At 41.5% G+C, this 17,578-nt stretch carries 15 protein-coding genes and 1 pseudogene; 6 read left to right on the forward strand and 10 right to left on the reverse strand.

Annotated features, from left to right (window positions below; all coding sequences use genetic code 11):
- Positions 1-193: 193 nt before the first annotated feature.
- The 4 genes and pseudogenes from L9Q40_RS16410 to waaA form a co-directional block, all read left to right on the forward strand.
- Positions 194-793: pseudogene (locus L9Q40_RS16410) on the forward strand (NAD-dependent epimerase/dehydratase family protein); the annotation flags it as partial.
- 133 nt (positions 794-926) lie between these two features.
- Positions 927-1,907 (forward strand): lauroyl-Kdo(2)-lipid IV(A) myristoyltransferase, encoded by a 981-nt coding sequence (gene lpxM / locus L9Q40_RS16415; protein ID WP_264903319.1) that lies wholly within the window; start codon positions 927-929, stop codon positions 1,905-1,907.
- 7 nt (positions 1,908-1,914) lie between these two features.
- Positions 1,915-2,979 carry a lipopolysaccharide heptosyltransferase II gene (waaF, locus tag L9Q40_RS16420; RefSeq protein WP_319553539.1) on the forward strand — a complete coding sequence of 355 codons (1,065 nt, stop codon included), beginning with the start codon at positions 1,915-1,917 and terminating at the stop codon, positions 2,977-2,979.
- Positions 2,973-4,238 (forward strand): lipid IV(A) 3-deoxy-D-manno-octulosonic acid transferase, encoded by a 1,266-nt coding sequence (waaA, locus tag L9Q40_RS16425; RefSeq protein ID WP_498793968.1) that lies wholly within the window; start codon positions 2,973-2,975, stop codon positions 4,236-4,238. The genes waaF and waaA overlap by 7 nt, the downstream gene beginning before the upstream one ends.
- Positions 4,239-4,294: 56 nt before the next feature.
- On the opposite strand, the gene rffA is transcribed toward waaA, so the two are convergent.
- Genes rffA through rffG form a run of 7 tightly spaced genes read right to left on the reverse strand, consistent with a single transcriptional unit; the run spans position 4,295 to position 11,116 of the window.
- Positions 4,295-5,434 carry a dTDP-4-amino-4,6-dideoxygalactose transaminase gene (rffA, locus tag L9Q40_RS16430; RefSeq protein WP_498793969.1) on the reverse strand — a complete coding sequence of 380 codons (1,140 nt, stop codon included), beginning with the start codon at positions 5,432-5,434 and terminating at the stop codon, positions 4,295-4,297.
- Positions 5,431-6,117, reverse strand: coding sequence for a CatB-related O-acetyltransferase (locus L9Q40_RS16435; RefSeq protein ID WP_498793970.1), 687 nt, complete (start codon positions 6,115-6,117; stop codon positions 5,431-5,433). The genes rffA and L9Q40_RS16435 overlap by 4 nt, the downstream gene beginning before the upstream one ends.
- A 3-nt stretch (positions 6,118-6,120) precedes the next feature.
- Positions 6,121-6,996 (reverse strand): NAD-dependent epimerase/dehydratase family protein, encoded by an 876-nt coding sequence (locus L9Q40_RS16440; RefSeq protein ID WP_498793971.1) that lies wholly within the window; start codon positions 6,994-6,996, stop codon positions 6,121-6,123.
- Positions 6,997-7,011: 15 nt separating this feature from the next.
- A complete protein-coding gene (locus tag L9Q40_RS16445) occupies positions 7,012-8,115 on the reverse strand; it encodes an ATP-grasp domain-containing protein (RefSeq protein WP_498793973.1) in 1,104 nt (367 codons plus the stop codon).
- Between the two features lie 15 nt (positions 8,116-8,130).
- Positions 8,131-9,174 (reverse strand): TDP-N-acetylfucosamine:lipid II N-acetylfucosaminyltransferase family protein, encoded by a 1,044-nt coding sequence (locus L9Q40_RS16450; RefSeq protein WP_498793974.1) that lies wholly within the window; start codon positions 9,172-9,174, stop codon positions 8,131-8,133.
- 2 nt (positions 9,175-9,176) lie between these two features.
- Positions 9,177-10,040: a glucose-1-phosphate thymidylyltransferase RfbA gene (gene rfbA / locus L9Q40_RS16455; protein ID WP_264903326.1), complete on the reverse strand. Its 864-nt coding sequence runs from the start codon at positions 10,038-10,040 to the stop codon at positions 9,177-9,179.
- Between the two features lie 17 nt (positions 10,041-10,057).
- Entirely contained in the window at positions 10,058-11,116 is a 1,059-nt protein-coding gene (gene rffG / locus L9Q40_RS16460) for a dTDP-glucose 4,6-dehydratase (RefSeq protein ID WP_498793975.1), read from the reverse strand.
- 446 nt (positions 11,117-11,562) lie between these two features.
- On the opposite strand from rffG, the gene L9Q40_RS16465 reads away from it, so the two are divergent.
- Positions 11,563-13,470 carry an acyltransferase family protein gene (locus tag L9Q40_RS16465; protein ID WP_498793976.1) on the forward strand — a complete coding sequence of 636 codons (1,908 nt, stop codon included), beginning with the start codon at positions 11,563-11,565 and terminating at the stop codon, positions 13,468-13,470.
- A 135-nt stretch (positions 13,471-13,605) separates the two neighbouring features.
- Here L9Q40_RS16465 and L9Q40_RS16470 read toward each other — a convergent pair whose 3' ends face one another.
- Both L9Q40_RS16470 and L9Q40_RS16475 read right to left on the reverse strand, forming a co-directional pair.
- Entirely contained in the window at positions 13,606-14,304 is a 699-nt protein-coding gene (locus L9Q40_RS16470) for a 3-deoxy-D-manno-octulosonic acid kinase (protein WP_498793977.1), read from the reverse strand.
- Between the two features lie 8 nt (positions 14,305-14,312).
- The gene (locus L9Q40_RS16475; protein WP_498793978.1) at positions 14,313-14,699 is read right to left on the reverse strand and encodes a diacylglycerol kinase; all 387 of its coding nucleotides are present in this window, start codon (positions 14,697-14,699) and stop codon (positions 14,313-14,315) included.
- Positions 14,700-14,902: 203 nt separating this feature from the next.
- Between L9Q40_RS16475 and L9Q40_RS16480 the strand changes: the two genes are divergently transcribed.
- A complete protein-coding gene (locus L9Q40_RS16480; protein WP_498793979.1) occupies positions 14,903-16,015 on the forward strand; it encodes a glycosyltransferase family 4 protein in 1,113 nt (370 codons plus the stop codon).
- 318 nt (positions 16,016-16,333) lie between these two features.
- Here the strand turns inward: L9Q40_RS16480 and L9Q40_RS16485 are convergent, their stop codons facing one another.
- A complete protein-coding gene (locus L9Q40_RS16485) occupies positions 16,334-17,338 on the reverse strand; it encodes a glycosyltransferase family 9 protein (protein ID WP_498793980.1) in 1,005 nt (334 codons plus the stop codon).
- Between the last annotated feature and the right edge of the window lie 240 nt (positions 17,339-17,578).

A 17,578-nucleotide genomic window follows, 5' to 3' on the forward strand; every position in this document is an offset into this window, starting at 1 on the left:
TTTGTTAAATAGAAGCGGTTTTTAGAGAAGTGTCTGTAGAATTCTTCATCTTAAATCGTGCATTTTTTCTACATTTCATCTCAGACTTCGGATGAGCTTGAGACAGTTTTTATTCATTTTGAGACAGTAAATTTTCACTAACTGCTTGTAATTGCTTGATTTGACCTATTTTGACTACCCCGCCCCAATAGGCCCTTCTGCAGCAACATACGGTGAGACAGATACCTTTGTTGAAGAACGTGAATACGAAGGTGCACTTAACGTCTACGGTTACTCGAAGCAACAATTTGATAACTACGTTCGTCGCCTATGGCAAGATGCTGAAGAGCACGGTGAGACCCTGTCTCAAATCACGGGCTTCCGTTACTTCAATGTCTACGGCCCTCGTGAAGATCATAAAGGCAGCATGGCATCCGTTGCCTTCCACCTAAATAACCAGCTAAATGCAGGTGAAAACCCGAAACTGTTCGCAGGTAGCGAGACCTTTAAACGTGATTTCGTTTACGTCGGCGATGTATGCAAAGTAAACCTGTGGTTCCTGGAAAATGGCGTATCAGGCATCTTTAACTGTGGCACAGGTCGCGCAGAGTCATTTGAAGAGATTGCAAAAGCAGTTATCACGCACCACGGCAAAGGTGAAATCGAAACGATTCCTTTCCCAGAGCACCTAAAAGGCGCTTATCAGGAGTTTACACAAGCCGATCTAACTAAACTACGCGCAGCAGGTTGCGACGTAGAGTTCAAGACGGTTGCTGAAGGTGTGGCAGAATACCTGGCCATCCAAAACCGCTAAGTATCTTTGTTCGCAATTATGAGGTGGCGGTGATTATGACCTGCCACCTTTACTCAGTCTCAATAGCCTGTATCATTTCCTTTATCTGCATTTAAATCACTCGTCCTCCTACATATAGGTAACTAGACTCCCCATGACCAATAAACGTGATGATTTCGATCCCAAAGCCTATAACCCTGAGTTTGAGTACTCCTTTCTCAAGCCTAAATATTGGGGAACTTGGCTCGCTGTTTTTAGCTCCGTCCTTATCGCATTGCTGCCCCTCGCTTTTCACCAGTGGCTGGCAAAGATGCTGGCATCACGTTTAGTTAAATCTAAAGCCAACTCAGTCAATAACGTAAAGACAAACTTAGCGCTGTGTTTCCCTCATCTAAGTGAACAAGAGCGCGACCAGCTGGTTTACAAGACCCTTTATACCGCAGGCGTATTTACACTTAGGTTTGGCCTAGTCTCTTTACGATCACCAGAATGGCTTCAGTCAAAGTGTGATTTTGTGAACCCAGAACAGTTGTTCGACCTTACAGCACAAGATCAAAAAGTGATGTTATTAGTGCCACACTCTTGGTCAATTGACATACCTGCGGTGCTGCTTGCTTCAAAAGGCTTACCCGTTTCTGCAATGGCGAAAAGGCAAAAAAACCCAGTAACAGACTGGTTAATGCACCGTCAGCGTGTGCAATATGGCGGCCGCGTGTATGAGCGCTCTGGAGGGATTAAACCCTTCATAAAATCAATTAAAGAAGGTTACTTAGGTTACTACCTTCCGGACCAGGATCATGGTGCTGAACTCAGTGAGTTTGTGGATTTCTTTGCTACAACCAAAGCGACACTGCCAGGTCTGACAAAACTGGCAAGGCTGTCAAAGTCCAAAGTAATCCCGACTTTTGCTTCACTCGATCCGGAAACTGGTCGCTTTAGTATTGAGTTCATGCCAGCGCTGACGCTTCAGGAAACCGATAGCGACGATGCTCGCTCACTCAATGAAGCTGTTGAGTACTTTGTGACGAAAAACCCAGAGCAATACATGTGGACCCTGCGTCTACTGCGTACTCAGGCGGATGGCAGCAATCCATACAGTGAAATGCGTGAGCATGGCTTTATTAAAGAGAAGTGATATCAACATGTCGAAAAACAAAATTCTAATTATTGGTCCTTCTTGGGTTGGCGATATGGTGATGTCGCAATCCTTATATATCGTTTTAAAGCAACTGAACCCTGAAAGCGAAATTGATGTGATTGCTCCCGGATGGTGTAAACCAATCTTAGAGCGCATGCCCGAGGTAAACCAAGCGATACAAATGCCGATTGGTCATGGTGAGTTTAACCTTCTGGGTCGCCGTGAAATTGGTAAGACACTACGTGAGAAGAAATATGACCACGCTTACATCCTACCAAAATCGGCTAAGTCGGCACTGATACCTTGGTTTGCTAACATTCCTCTTCGCACCGGCTGGAAAGGCGAAATGCGCTATGGCTTGCTGAATGATATTCGTCCAAACATGAAATCGTTCCAATACATGGTGGAGCGTTATGTGGCTTTAGCTTATCCAAAATCGGAGATGGTGGACTCATCATCACTAGGTGGATTAGAGACGCTGCCTCGCCCTCGCCTTGCTATCAATACAGAAGAGCAACAAGCCACTATCCAGAAGTTCAATCTGAATCAAGAACGTTCGATTATTGGCTTGTGTCCAGGTGCAGAATTTGGCCCGGCGAAGAAGTGGCCAGAAACCCATTATGCGGAAGTGGCCACACAGATGTGTAAAGAAGGCCATCAGATCTGGTTGTTCGGTTCGCAAAAAGATCTAGAGACTTGCAATGGCATTCGGGCGCTCGTTCCACCACAGTTCCATCAACATATTCATGTTCTAGCCGGACAAACCAGTTTGATCGAAGCCGTTGATTTATTGGCTGCGTGTAAAACCGTCGTAGCAAATGACTCAGGCTTAATGCACGTGGCAGCCGCGGTTGGTTGTAATGTCGTCGCAGTATATGGTTCGACATCGCCAAAATACACGCCGCCACTTGCGGAGAAAGTCGAGATCGTACATACCGATATTGATTGTCGCCCATGTTTTCAACGTGAATGCCAGTTTAACCACCTTAAGTGTTTAACGGAACTGTCTCCAAAACAAGTACTGCACAGTATCCAAAAGCTCGAAGCCATTACCATTAGCTCATGTTAATTCGTCTAATATATACATTACTGCTAGCACTAGTGTCGCCAATTCTTTTGTTTGGTTTGTACAAGAGCAAGCCAAACAAGCCTAAATTTGGTTCGCGCTGGAAAGAGCATTTCGGTATCACACCAAAGCTCAATACTGATCAACGCCCAATATGGATCCATGCCGTATCGGTCGGAGAAAGCATCGCTGCGGCACCACTAATAAAAGCGTTAAAAAAGCAAAATCCTGGGCAGACGATTCTGGTTACCACGACAACCAGCACCGGGGCTGAGCAAGTGGCAAAATTAGGTGATTTAGTTGAACACCGCTACACGCCGATTGACTTTAGTTTTGCGGTAAAAGGTTTCTTGAAAGCCACAAATCCAAAGCAAATGCTGATTATTGAAACCGAACTCTGGCCAAATACCCTAAATACGGTACACAAAGCCGGAATTCCAATCACTGTCGTTAATGCACGCTTGTCTGAAAAGTCATGCCGCAACTACGCCAAAGTGCAGACTTTGTTTAACCTTTTGCATCCAAAACTTACTCAGGTGTTGTGCCAAACCGAATCGGATGCTGAGCGTTTTTCGCGCTTAGGCGTCGATAGCAATAAACTATTCGTGACAGGTTCAATTAAGTTCGATATCCAAATTTCAGACAGTGTGAAAGCAAAAGGAAAAGAATTACGTTCTGCTCTTGGCGAACACAGACCTGTCTGGATAGCGGCAAGCACTCATAAGGGCGAAGACGAGCAGGTATTAGAGGCTCACAAGCAAGTGCTTAAATCAAATCCAAAGGCCTTACTAATCCTAGTCCCTCGCCATCCGGAGCGTTTTGATAGCGTCTTTGAACTTTGTCAGGGTCAAGGCTTTGAAACCATTCGTCGTACATCACAGTCAGAGGTAGCTGAGTCAACTCAAGTTTACCTCGGCGATACCATGGGTGAGATGTTGATTTTAATCGGCGCAGCTGATGTTTGCTTTATGGGCGGAAGTTTAGTTGGTGATAAAGTTGGTGGACACAATGTGTTGGAGCCAGCGGCTTTGGGGGTACCAGTGATCACCGGCCCTAGTTACTTTAATTTCGCAGAAATCGTAGATAAGTTTATTGCTCTAAATGGGTTACTTGTTGTCTCTGAGGAAACCGAATTAGCGAAAATGATAAATCAACTATTTCAGTATCCAGAACAGATAGAGCATTATCAAACCATCGGCGCACGTATCGTTAACGATAACCGCGGCGCACTCCTCCGTACCGTTAGCTTTATCAACCGTTGATACCAAAAAGAAAAACGGCGTTAAGCCGCTTTTCTTCAAACAAATAAACTTCGGTATTAGTTGTTAGATGAGAAAAACTCTTCTATTGCACTGACGACAGCATCCACTTTCTGCTCTTCAAGACCATACCACAATGGCAATCTCACCAATCTTTCACTTTCTTTAGTTGTGTAATTATCTACACCTGCAAACCGGCTGAAACACTCTCCTGCTGGAGCACTATGCAGTGGTACATAATGAAAGACACTAGCAATGCCTCTGTCTTTTAAGAAGCTGATAAACTTGGTTCGCTCTTCAAGGTTTGACAGCTTAACATAGAACATATGCGCATTATGCGTGCATTCGCCAGGAATCGTCGGTAGAGATATTTTTCCTGCATTGGCAAAATCAGATAGCAAACGACGATACCTTTCCCAAGATGCTAAACGGTTATCGTTGATCCTATCGGCAGCTTCAAGTTGTCCCCATAAATAAGCCGCTTGAAGCTCACTAGGTAACATACTGCTACCCAAATCAACCCAAGTGTACTTATCTACTATGCCTCGTTTAAACTTACTACGGTCGGTGCCTTTTTCTCTCAATATTTCAGAACGCTCGACAAACTCTGGATTATTAACAATCAGCAGACCACCTTCACCACCGCTGGTATAGTTTTTCGTATCATGGAAGCTAAAAGCACCAATATCCCCAATAGTGCCAAGTGGGCGACCTTTATAGCTAGACATCACACCTTGAGCCGCATCTTCAATAACAAATAAGTTATGTTTCTTAGCGATCCCCATTATGGTGTCCATTTCGCAAGCAACACCAGCATAATGAACAGGAACAATAGCGACAGTTCTATCTGTAATGGCTTGCTCAATGAGTGTTTCGTCAATATTCATCGTATCGGGACGAATATCAACAAAAACGATTTTAGCCCCTCTCAGAACAAAAGCATTTGCCGTACTCACGAAAGTGTAGCTAGGCATGATCACCTCATCACCTGGCTTGACATCGATTAGAAGAGCAGCCAGCTCAAGTGCATGCGTACAAGACGGAGTTAACAGGCTTTTGGCACAGCCAAGGTGATTCTGGAACCACTGATGGCACCTCTGAGTAAACTCACCATCACCAGAAAGAATCGGCTTTTTCATTACTTCCGTAATGTACTTATCTTCATTTCCGGTATAAGGCTTGCGGTTAAATTCGATCATTTTTCTTTCTTCAGTAAACTTTGTAAAGACGTGACAGTAGGCTTTTCTGCTAGAAGAGTATAATTCTCCTTTATTTTATCCAAAGACCAACTCCACCATTTTAGCTCTAGTAATAAACTAATGACGTCATCCGTAAATCGATACTTTATAATTTTTGCTGGTGATCCTGCGACAATTGCATAGGGAGGAACATCTTTCGTCACAACGGCATTAGCAGCAATGACCGCCCCATCACCAATTGTCACTCCTCGCGTAATAACAGCGCCTGCAGCTACCCATACGTCATTTCCAATAATAACTTGCTCAACAAATCGATCATATGCAATCGGCATGTTATCTGGCCGAATGTTATCCACACCATTGTACAGGAAAGAGTGCTGAGTCATTCTAGTATAGTCATGATCAGCGCCACCAATCGACACGTTCCAAGATATGGAACAAAACGCAGAGATATCCGCACACATAACCACAGTCCCCATCCCTGTGTAGCTGTGTCTTCCTATAGTGCTGGAGTAAATATGATTATTTCTGTCGATTCTTACATTATTATCTAACTGTGAGTAATCAACTCGGCTAAAATTTCCAACCACGCATAGTTCACCTAACTTCGAGGCTTGAACACGAGATCCTTGATAAAGTGCACATGTGTTTGGGACAATACTATTTATTTTTTCCACTGTCATATTTTAATCACAATAAAAGTTAACATATATATCTTCTATCGCCATTTTTATACTGTAATCAGGCTTCCAGTCAAACGTGTCATAGAACTTACTAGAGTCCATAAGAGAATTTTCCACAACTATTTTTCTGTTTTCTTTAATAGAGAACAAATAAGGCTTACCAAATACTAAACATATATTTTCAGCAATACCTTCAATACTATTTACTTCTCCAGTCCCAAGATTAAATATTCCCGATTTTTCTTTATCCATAATAGAAGAAGATAATGATGAAACCACATCCTTTATATATATATACTCTCTAGAGACGCCTTTTACACTAACTTCCAAAGGCTTATTATTTTTAGCATTGTTAAAGAAAACATTTAATAACCCACCATTAAACTCATCATGAGAAAAAACCTGAGCCAAACGCAATACTTTTATCTTCGTATTAAAATTTTCATTAAAATATTTTGCGTTAATTTCAGATACAACTTTAGATAAAGAGTAATCACTAAGAGGAGCAACTTCTTCCGATTCCTTCCATGGTATTGGCATATTTCCATAAACGGTTCGAGAGGATATAGACGTAACATTGTCGATACCTAGATCTGCTGCTACTTTATAGACTAAATAGTCTAGCTTTGTGTTTTCTAGGTAACAACTACCTGTAGAATAAGGACGTACAGATGCTAGATGCAATATCGCATCTATGCCTCTACATATATTCATCAATGAATCATAGCTGTAGTCAGTTGAGACCCAAGTAACCTTGTCCGGACATTGTTCCGGTGTAATTTTATTTCTCGTTAGTGCGGTAATTTCATAATCACCAGCGCAATGCTCAATAAAATGACGCCCAATTAATCCATTTGCACCTGTAACTACGACTCTCATGTTTACACCTTGAACTTACGCTTCGTTCAAAGGAAAAATGCAGTATCCACACTTTTCCATTTTTCCATTCATCTCTTTAACTTGATCGCCAACCTTGTAGTACAACTCTTTGTAGATATAGCTATCATGGTCTAGTGGTAAAGAGAATTGCTCTTTAGGGGGTTGACAGAAAAACTCTAAACACATGTCATCGACCGGCCAACTTTCTGGGATGTTTATGTCCGCTCCCATAAGGTGCTGAACAGCAAGATCGAGTAAATTAACTCCACAAGCAAGACTTATCAGTCTCCACATATGGCAGCCATCCAATCTGGGAGTAACTTCAATTAAATATGGGGAATCTTGTTCCATCTTTATTTGAAAATAAACAGGACCATTATTTATCTCGAGCGCTTTTGTTGTTTCTTCAACCAGTTTTCTGACATTTTCTATAGCTTGAGTAGATAGCGTTGAAGGCAATAAATGTTTATGGATGATGCCACCATCAAACATATCCCAAGATACTCGACCTGATGGAAGAAAGAACTTCAATTCACCGTCAATGACATAAGCATTTACAGATATTTCTTCACCTTCTATCTTCTTCTCAACAATCACTTTTCCGGATTTAGAGTATGTGATTGCTTTTGCAAAAGAGGCTTTGAGTTCTTGAATACTTTGGGCTGTAGAAACACCACGCTGCCCTTGACTATCGACTGGTTTTACAATCAACGGAAATGGAAGATACACTTGTGTATCTTCGTCTTCCATTACAGTAAAAGGTACGGAACCGAAACAATGCTTGAGCTTTTCGCGAAATACATTTTTGTTGTTGCAGCTTACAGCCGTCTCGTAAGAAACAAAATGAGGAAGATCTAACTCTTCACTTACATATGCCACCGTTGGCATTGCCACATCAGAACCGACAGAGTAGATGATTTCAATTTCATGCTCAGCACAGTAGTTTTTAACTTTCTCTTTATCGGTAATGTCAATTAAGCTGAAGTGGTCAACATAATCTAAGCCTCTGCCATCATTTGAGTAACTTAAGGCATGAACTTCATAGCTACGACTTTCATTTAGCAGTCTTAATACATCGACTTGCGCATTACCAATACCAAGAATTGCAATTTTTTTCATTTTTATTTCACCAAGTTAGCTAAATATCTCATTCAAGTTTTTGATAAGGTTATCTTTTGAGTAATAGGCTTTGATTGCATTAGCATTTCTATTACTTTCTTCCTCAGAGAGCGCTAAGTTGAATTCATTAATATCTGATACTTTTGCACCAATATCAGTTAGAGTTTGATAAGAAGAAGTGCTTTTTCTTAAATATACTTTTTTTCCTAGTCCAAGTAATACCCTAATATTACTCATTGCCTGTTGCCTGTTGTGGTTAAAAATAGCAATATCTACAGTAGACAACAAATAGATATAGTCATCATACTTCATATAATCTAGAATAGGTTCAAATGAAGTACCAAACAGTTTCGAACCAAGTTTAGTAATTTTATCGGCGTGCGTTTTTCCACCATAATTCAATGGACAAATCACTCTCACCTTGTCATTAATATAAGGCTTAATGATATTAAACACTTCTTCATGATTGTTTGAAGGATCGGCTGAATTACCAACTAATATAGTTATTTTATCGTCTTTTTTTTCAGGCACATCTACATCGTGGTACAAGCTTGCTGGGTACATAAAATAAGGTAAATGTGGAGCCTTAGTACCATACCATTTAACTGCATTTTCATAGTCACCCTTAATACTGGTAATGATATACCCCATATCTTTGATGACTTTTTTTCTAAAAAACTCTCGATATCTGCCTTTTCGCGTCAGTAAGTTTTCTTCTCTACGGTAAAGGTCTCCTCCCCAAATAGCCCAATGACACTTAGGTAAAAGGAATCTAAACACCCAAAGTAGTTGAACAACTTTGAACTTCACCAAACCATGAAGAATGATTTTTTTTGATTTACTGCCATGCTGAATAAATTTCTTTAAGAACACTAGGTAGTCAAAAAAATTATTTTCTTTTTTACTATAACTATAAACATTCGGATGTATCTTTATTGGAAACCTATGATGACTGCGAAATATAAAAAAAACATGCTCATCAAAATTTAGATTTTCTTCTACAAAATCTAAATAGTCGGCGGTGAATTTATCATCGTTCATGATGTTGACAAATTTCATTGCTACTTCACCAATGCTTTTAAATATTGACCATACGAGTTTTTGTCTAGTTTACTTGCTAGTTCTAATAGCTGATCTTGGCCAAGCCAACCGTTCTTAAACGCAATTTCTTCTAAACACGCGATCTTCAATCCCTGAACATTCTCAATGGTTTCTACGAAGGAAGAAGCTTCATGCAAGCTGGCATGGGTGCCTGTGTCTAACCAGGCAAAACCACGTCCGAGTAGTTTGACGTTTAGCTTGCCGCGGTCCAGATACATCTGATTCAGCGTAGAGATCTCCAGTTCACCTCGCTCAGATGGCTGGACTTGCTTTGCCAGCTCAACGACGTCGTTATCGTAAAAGTACAAGCCTGTAACCGCATAATTTGATTTCGGTACCTTAGGCTTCTCTTCAATAGAAATGGCTCGCATGTTGTCGTCAAATTCCACAACACCAAAACGCTCTGGGTCTTTCACTTGGTAACCAAATACCGTCGCCCCTTCTAAAGAGCTCGCTGCATTTTTTAGAATTGGAGTAAAACCTTGACCATAAAAGATATTATCCCCCAACACTAAGCAAACAGAATCGTCACCAATGAACTCTTCACCGATGATGAAAGCTTGTGCTAAACCTTCAGGCTTTTCTTGAACCGCATACGTTAGGGAGATACCAAAATCAGAACCATCCCCAAGTAAACGTTTGAAGCCCTCTTGGTCTTCAGGAGTCGTGATAATCAAAATATCTTTAATTCCCGACAACATTAATACAGACAATGGGTAGTAAACCATTGGCTTGTCGTACACTGGTAATAACTGTTTTGATACACCACGTGTAATTGGATAAAGTCGAGTCCCAGAACCACCCGCAAGAACAATACCTTTCATTTTCAGACCTTTTTCAATTAGTTACCGAGGCGTTCTAAGCTATACGAACCATCTAAAACACGCTGCCACCAGTTTTCATTAGCTAAATACCACATAACGGTTTTACGCAGACCTGTTTCAAAGGTTTCTTGCGGAGTCCAACCTAGGTCGCGCTCAATCTTAGAAGCATCGATGGCGTATCGAACATCATGCCCCGGACGGTCTTTAACGAAGGTGATAAGATCTCGGTAATGAGCAATACCTAGCGGTTTTTCTGGCACCAACTCTTCCAACAATTCACATATAGTTTGTACGACATCAATATTCGCTTTTTCGTTGTGCCCACCAATATTGTATGTTTCACCAATCCCGCCTTCTGTCACGACTTTGTATAGCGCTCTTGCATGGTCTTCAACAAATAACCAATCGCGAATCTGCATGCCATCACCATACACTGGTAACGGTTTTCCTTTTAGCGCATTCAAAATCATTAATGGGATCAGTTTTTCAGGAAAATGATACGGACCATAATTGTTTGAGCAGTTAGTGATAATTGTCGGAAAGCCATAAGTGCGTTGCCACGCTCTTACTAAGTGGTCACTCGAAGCTTTAGATGCGGAATATGGTGAAGATGGCGCATAAGAGGTATCTTCTGTAAACAGCTCATCAGTGCTGTCTAAATCTCCATAAACTTCATCAGTCGAAATATGGTGGAATCGGAACGCTGCCTGTTTCTGTGAATCAAGTTGCTTCCAGTATGCACGCGCTGACTCTAGCAACGCATAAGTGCCAACAATATTTGTTTCAATAAACGCAGCAGGGCCATCGATAGAGCGGTCAACATGGGACTCAGCTGCCAGGTGCATAACCATGTCTGGATGATGTTGCTCAAATACGCGATCAAGCTCAGCACGATCACAGATATCGACCTGTTCAAACGCATAACGCGTATTATCAGACACTTCAGTCAAAGACTCCAAATTCCCGGCATAAGTTAGCTTATCGAGATTAACAACAGAATCTTGAGTATGATTGATGATATGACGCACAACCGCAGAGCCTATAAAGCCTGCACCGCCAGTAACTAATATCTTCATTTGAATAATTTCCAACGTGAAGGTCAATCAGTCGTTTATTGTTTTAGTTAAACGGAAGCCATAGCGTCAAAACGTTCTGCAACTCATCGACCTAAAACATAAACACTGATTTATTGTCTAAACCTGATGGGGAGATTGTAGAGCAGTGAGTAATTACCGCAATTACTTTCTAAATGGACTCATATACCCAAGTAACTTCAAGATGAAGGATTCAGAGTCTTATCATCGGTGCAAGTTCAAGAATAAAGACAGTTTTTTCGATTCCAAGACGTTACACCAACTTTGTTCCATCAGTTTCCACATGCCTCATATTAACAAGTGATGTTTTCACCTATACTATGTGCCTTGTCAATAGCTCATGAGTAATGATCTACTCTTAGGTGGCGTGGATATACCATAGAAACCTACCTGTAAAAGCTCCTCAGTATAGTTCCAAGTCCAAAAGTATGCAGTTTAGAAAAGATATCAATGCACTAAGAGCATTAGCTGTAATCTTAGTTGTCGTTTACCATTTTAATTCCAGTTGGGCGCCCGGAGGATTTGTTGGCGTTGATGTGTTCTTTGTCATTTCGGGTTTTTTGATGACCTCGATAATCCTCCAAAGAGAGGAAGTAACCCTATCATCATTAATCAATTTTTACATAGCACGGTTAAACCGCATTGTACCTGCGCTCGCATTCCTTTGCGTCGCATTATTAGCCTTAGGCTGGTTTTATTTTGCTGGAGAAGAGTATGAGACTCTAGCCAAACATGCCAGATACAGTTTAACGTTCTTATCAAACCAAGTTTATTTAGGAGAAGCGGGATACTTTGCTGCTGCCTCCAAAGAAAAGTGGTTGCTACACACATGGTCACTTTCTATCGAATGGCAGTTTTATTTACTTTACCCGATCTTCATTGGCATCGTATTGAAGCTATTTTCGAGGTCTCGCCTTGCAGTCGCTATCAATACATTACTCCTAATCAGTTTATTTTACTGCGGATATTTATCATCTAGTGGTGATACAAGTGGCTACTTTATGCTTTCAGCACGTGCTTGGGAGATGCTTTTAGGTTCATGGGCGGTTCTTTACAAGCCGAGGAGACCTTACCCAGTGTATGTAGGTTGGCTGCTAGTTTTGAGCTCGGCATTGGTAATCAATAAGGATTACGTATGGCCAAGCTTGGTAACGCTGCTCCCCACACTCGGTGCACTCATTATTTTATGGGCAAACCAGAACAGCCGGGTGAATGACTCTTATGTTGTCCAACAGATAGGTTTATATTCGTATTCGATCTACTTATGGCACTGGCCTGTCGTTGTTCTTTTCTACAAACTAAACTTAACCACTCCGTTATGGTTGTTTGTTGGAATCACACTGAGTCTATTATTAGGTGGCTTCAGTTACCATACCGTGGAACAAATCCGATTCACTAAAAACATACATTCCGCTAAACGCCTACTTCTTCAATGTAAGCCTTTGTGGATAATTCTAATTTTGGTCGGTACTACCAAGTTCATAGCAGAAGAAAAGGGCTTTCCAACAAGAGGCACGTTAGAACCGGAACTCGTAGAGCTATATGAAAAGTTAAGCAAAAAAGCACAAATGAGTCCATTCCGGGCCAAATGTCATATCGTTAAATATACAGGGCAACAACCAAAGGATGCCTGTACTTTTTCTTCTAAAGACCCTGAATGGGCTGTTATTGGTGACAGTCACGCTTCAGAGTTAGCGTTCTCATTAACGAACCAGTTAAACAAGATAGATAAAGACTTAACCCAATTTACAATGTCCAATTGCCCCCCGTCGTATAAGCAAGCTGAAAGCTTTAGCCTCTGTACACGCTGGACAAACGATGTGGTAGATTTTGTGGCATCCTCGAATCAGATAAAGAAAGTCGTTGTAGCATACCGATATTCTGATCATTTGTTCGGTAGGAATGAAGATTCTTACCCAGAGCTGCCCAAAAACTACTCAGATGAAAGAAGAGAGCAGGTGTTACAATCACTAAAACTCACAATAAATACTCTTCTCGAACAAGGAAAGGAAGTGTATTTAGTTATGCCAGTGCCAGAAATGGGGATTAGTATAAAAACCCTTGTGGACCAAGCATACATGCAGAAAAAAGACCTAACGAATATTCCGTCTGTCACAGTCTCGTACTATGAACAACGAAACCAATTGTTTTATTCTTTTATGTCTAAATCAACTTTTAAACCGGGATTACACCCCGTTGAGATAAGAGACTTCTTCTGTGATGAGAGTCAGTGCTACGCTGTTAGAGATAAGGTGCCACTCTACTTTGATGATGATCATCCAGGTCTATCCATTACCAATGATATAGCTGCTAAGATTCTTAACAGCAAGAGTTAGTCTATGCGTGGGACATTGGCTCATGTTGTGAGAAAAATATCAGGGAAACCATAAACATGAGGTGCGAGGGAAAATAAGAACGAAAGCGCAGGCAGGTTTTTATCTCGTTCGTCGTACAACTAAGCCAATCATCTGTCACTTATATCCAGCAAGAAGATGATTAAACTCATCTTCTTGCCAGTGAATTGATCGCTTGCGCTGTTCTTTGCGAAAAGAACGCAACAACCTATCTAAGTTCGTTCTTTGCCATTCTGAGCCAGCTTGTTGGCAGCACTTATCAAAATCAATAATCCAAACTTTCTCGTGAGTATCGATTAGAATATTATGAATATTCAAATCCGTGTGGTTAACACCAGCACCGTGCATCTTGGCAATCTCTTGCCCAACTTTACGGTACGTCTCCGCCGGTAAAGCCTGCTCTTGAAGGATACTGACTAAATCTTTCGCATTGGGAATACGCCCACTGAGTAAATCTGCCTGATAGGTTAAGCCTGTTTTTACTGCTCTTGCTGCGATGGGCTTAGGTACGTTAACCCCCGCCTCCGTGAGCGTGAGTAACAGCTGAAACTCCTCGGCACTGCGCGTCTTGTCCCAACCAGAAAACCAGTAATGATCTTTCACTAACTTTCCGAACAGACCACCACGTCGATAATGACGCAGCGCAGCTTGCATGGTATCAAGTTGAACAAACCAAGTGGTTCCACGCCCAGTTGCACTGCCAACAACCGCGTTCAGACTCTGCCAGTATTCAATATCAAACAGCGCTTTTTCCGGCTCTGAAACTAATGACTCGTCATACCAAACTCGAGTATTGCCGTGATGAAAAAGTTTCATGGTGTTCCTTAAAAAAAGAGGAGCGTTGACCAAGTAAACGCAGCCAAAAGCAACGCAACCATCACCGCTGCCGAGCCAATGTCTTTCGCCCGGCCACTGAGCTCATGTTGCTCCACGCCGATGCGATCCACTACCGCTTCAATGGCAGAGTTAAGTAACTCGACAATCAGCACTAATATGACACTACCAAGCATCAAAACACGTTCTGTCGAGGACAAATCCAGCCAGAACACGATAATGGCAGCACAGACGAATAAGGCCATTTCTTGTCGAACGGCCGCTTCATGTTTGAATGCCGCTTTTAGTCCTTTAGCGGAATAAAAAGTTGCGTTATAGATACGTTTAAGCCCAGTCTGACCAGGCTTTCCTGAAGTGTTTTCGCTAGTTTTTTTCATGTAGCCCCATGATTAAGTTTCAGCTCAAGCGTCACGCGGAGTATTCTACATGGTTATGATGACAGTACCAATGGAGCTGAATGGAAGATCCTTTCTCTTTCTGGCCCAGAAAATACAGCATTAACAGCATCTTTACTCGACGACCTTTGGTAAACTTAGAGCATCAGCTAACATAAAAACCATTTTCTGTTTTAGGGTTCATAATGAAGATTGCACTGATTCACATGCGTCACGCTAAGGTTGGCGGCACAGAACTGTTCTTAAATCAATTGTCCAAATACCTGTGTGAACAAGGTGAAGATGTCACCATTATTTGCCGTTCTCACGAAGAGCCAAGTCACCCAAACATTAAGTTTGTCACACTAAAACCGATAAGCATTGGTAAAGCGCATCGAGCCTATCGATTCGCAAAAGCGGTTGAAAAGCACGTCAATGAAAATGACTATGATATTGTTTATGCGTTGGGGAAAACCTGGACACACGACTTGATTCGCGTTGGTGGGGGCACTCGTAAACACATCGTTGATTTGAGAAAAGACAAGCGCCCAACACCAAGGGATCGCGTCTCCATGTATATCGAACGTAAAGCATTGTCGTCTGCCGATAATTTATTTGTAGTATCGAACTCGCATAAAAGCAGTACTGAAATCATGGAAGATTACGGGGTGTCTCCGGAGAAAATCGCCACTATTCATAACGCGGTTGATTTGAACCGTTTCTCGCGTAAAAACTGCGCGTCACAAGTCGCGGAGTTAAAGCAGAAACTGAAAATTGACGATCAGCACCCTATCTTCCTATTTTTAGGTTCTGGCTATCACCGCAAAGGGTTGGAGCCGACACTCAGGGCATTTAGCCTGCTTAACGAACAGGCAAGCCTGGTTATTGTGGGTAATGAGCAACACCCTCAACAATACAAAGATCTCGCTAAAGAACTTGGTATTGAAGATAAATGTTACTTCTTAGGCAAACAAAGCACCCCTGAAGTCTTCTTTAGCATGGCTTCTTGTTATGTTTTCCCAACTAAATACGAGCCATTTGGTTTTACTGCTATTGAAGCGTTATCAAGCGGCTGCCCTGTGATTACCACTGTTGACTGCGGAGCAAAAGAAGTGATGAACGACGACGTCAGCTCTATTCTTGAATCTGACTTTTCGCCTGAAAAGCTCGCAAAAGAAATGAGTTATTGGGCAAACAAAGCAAGAGCTGACGAATTCCGAGAAGCCTGCCGTGAGTCAGTCGCACCACTGGACGTGAATAATATCATGGAAAAGAACTATCAACTGATCAAGCAAGCGTGGAAAAAGAAACAGCAATGATACTTAATGCCGTTCGTTTAACAGCGAATGGCATATTTAACTCTCTTCTTCCTGAACAGCGGCGAAGGAGCGTGATTCAGGATCTAACTTCCGAGCACTTTATAGCCAAAGTGATTTCATTTAGCTGCTCAGCGCGCTGCCATTAGATTCCTAGTCTCGCTAGGGCTCGCTGGAATGACAAAGATAAAATCGTTAAGTGATTTGTATTAAGCAATGATACTGCAATTAACTCAACATCTTAAAGGCTTCTTACTGACCTCGATAGATGCTAAGAAGCCTTTTGCCATATAAGTATCTGGTTGGCCGAACAGGTTAGCTTTATACCGCCGCCGCCGGCGGAGTGTTTCGACTTAACTCCATCAAAGATAAGCTACTCACCCTTTCTACAGATATAGATTCTATAGACTTGCTACACTCAGAAGGGAACACACACCAAGAATGATCAGTACTGTGGTACCACTCTGGTAATACGAAATAAGGCGCCTTTGCCGAATTTTTGCAAAACTCCCAACCCCAAATCATCACCATCGGCACTTTCATCATCTGGAAGATATGGCACGGGCCACAATCGTTCGACAACGTTAGCGCAGACTCATTGGCAATATCGACTAATCGAGAAATAGAGGGAGAGTGCTTTATTTCGTATGGTATGTCTTGTAATAAGTTATCTACAATTGCTGACTTCGAGCTTTCTTGAGGACCAAGAATAACATTCACTTTTTCAATCTTATCTGACTTAAGGTAGATCTCTTTCGCAGCTTCACAGTACTTTTCAATTGGCCAGACTTTAAAAGCACCAGCGCCACCAGCTGGCACCAAAGTTAACGCGCTTTTCTTTGCATCTTGTCCGGTTTCGGAGCCCAGCATATTTATAATCGTGGTATCGTAGTTAGTACCAAATGCGACATTAGCTAAATCGAGATTGTTTTTTGCGATGTACTGTCGACCTTTTGGCGTAAATAAATGCTTGCTATAGAAACCACATTTATTCAAAAACCTGGAGTTACTAAACGCGTATTTTTCTTTTGTTTTCGCCAGAAGTAGTGCCGCATGAACACGCTCAGAGCCGGAGTAAATATTAAAAACTTTATCAAATTTATTCGAATTGATACTCGTTACTATTTTTAGAATATTCCAACCTTTGTAGTTAATGACGTTATCTGCAAGTCCATTACACACAAGAAGTTGACTGCTTTTGGCCTTGGTATAAATCGTAATATTTGCGTCTCCAATTTCTTTCCTTATGGCGCAAAGCAATGGAATTTGCGTTGTGATGTTTCCAAATTGTGCTCTGTGTGGAACAAATACAGCCACGTTTGTCATTAATATATCCACCAATTACGATAAGTATATGTCACTTTCCTTACAGCAAAGACTAAAGTATGGGTCTAGACGCATAAGGCCAAGTAAAGTTTAAATTTATTTTTAATAGAAAACAGAGAAATAATATCAAAAACTGACCTGGTTTTTACAATTAGCACTCTATTCTGTGCTCCTGAAACCAAAAATTCATCCTAGTTCAACTTTTTGGCAAAAGACTGTACTTAGATCAAGCAAAATGAT

This window comes from Allocatenococcus thiocycli, assembly GCF_921292965.1.
GTDB classification, from domain to species: Bacteria; Pseudomonadota; Gammaproteobacteria; order Enterobacterales; family Vibrionaceae; genus Vibrio; species Vibrio natriegens.

What these genes read in the sequence shown, in the direction of transcription:
- L9Q40_RS16445 (WP_498793973.1), bottom strand. Translation starts at nt 8,115, where the DNA reads ATGAAAAAAATTGCAATTCTTGGTATTGGTAATGCGCAAGTCGATGTA.
- L9Q40_RS16470 (WP_498793977.1), bottom strand. Translation starts at nt 14,304, where the DNA reads ATGAAACTTTTTCATCACGGCAATACTCGAGTTTGGTATGACGAGTCA.
- waaF (WP_319553539.1), top strand. Translation starts at nt 1,915, where the DNA reads ATGTCGAAAAACAAAATTCTAATTATTGGTCCTTCTTGGGTTGGCGAT.
- rffA (WP_498793969.1), bottom strand. Translation starts at nt 5,434, where the DNA reads ATGATCGAATTTAACCGCAAGCCTTATACCGGAAATGAAGATAAGTAC.
- rfbA (WP_264903326.1), bottom strand. Translation starts at nt 10,040, where the DNA reads ATGAAAGGTATTGTTCTTGCGGGTGGTTCTGGGACTCGACTTTATCCA.
- L9Q40_RS16450 (WP_498793974.1), bottom strand. Translation starts at nt 9,174, where the DNA reads ATGAAATTTGTCAACATCATGAACGATGATAAATTCACCGCCGACTAT.
- waaA (WP_498793968.1), top strand. Translation starts at nt 2,973, where the DNA reads ATGTTAATTCGTCTAATATATACATTACTGCTAGCACTAGTGTCGCCA.
- L9Q40_RS16485 (WP_498793980.1), bottom strand. Translation starts at nt 17,338, where the DNA reads ATGACAAACGTGGCTGTATTTGTTCCACACAGAGCACAATTTGGAAAC.
- L9Q40_RS16480 (WP_498793979.1), top strand. Translation starts at nt 14,903, where the DNA reads ATGAAGATTGCACTGATTCACATGCGTCACGCTAAGGTTGGCGGCACA.
- rffG (WP_498793975.1), bottom strand. Translation starts at nt 11,116, where the DNA reads ATGAAGATATTAGTTACTGGCGGTGCAGGCTTTATAGGCTCTGCGGTT.
- L9Q40_RS16465 (WP_498793976.1), top strand. Translation starts at nt 11,563, where the DNA reads ATGCAGTTTAGAAAAGATATCAATGCACTAAGAGCATTAGCTGTAATC.
- L9Q40_RS16440 (WP_498793971.1), bottom strand. Translation starts at nt 6,996, where the DNA reads ATGAGAGTCGTAGTTACAGGTGCAAATGGATTAATTGGGCGTCATTTT.
- lpxM (WP_264903319.1), top strand. Translation starts at nt 927, where the DNA reads ATGACCAATAAACGTGATGATTTCGATCCCAAAGCCTATAACCCTGAG.
- L9Q40_RS16475 (WP_498793978.1), bottom strand. Translation starts at nt 14,699, where the DNA reads ATGAAAAAAACTAGCGAAAACACTTCAGGAAAGCCTGGTCAGACTGGG.
- L9Q40_RS16435 (WP_498793970.1), bottom strand. Translation starts at nt 6,117, where the DNA reads ATGACAGTGGAAAAAATAAATAGTATTGTCCCAAACACATGTGCACTT.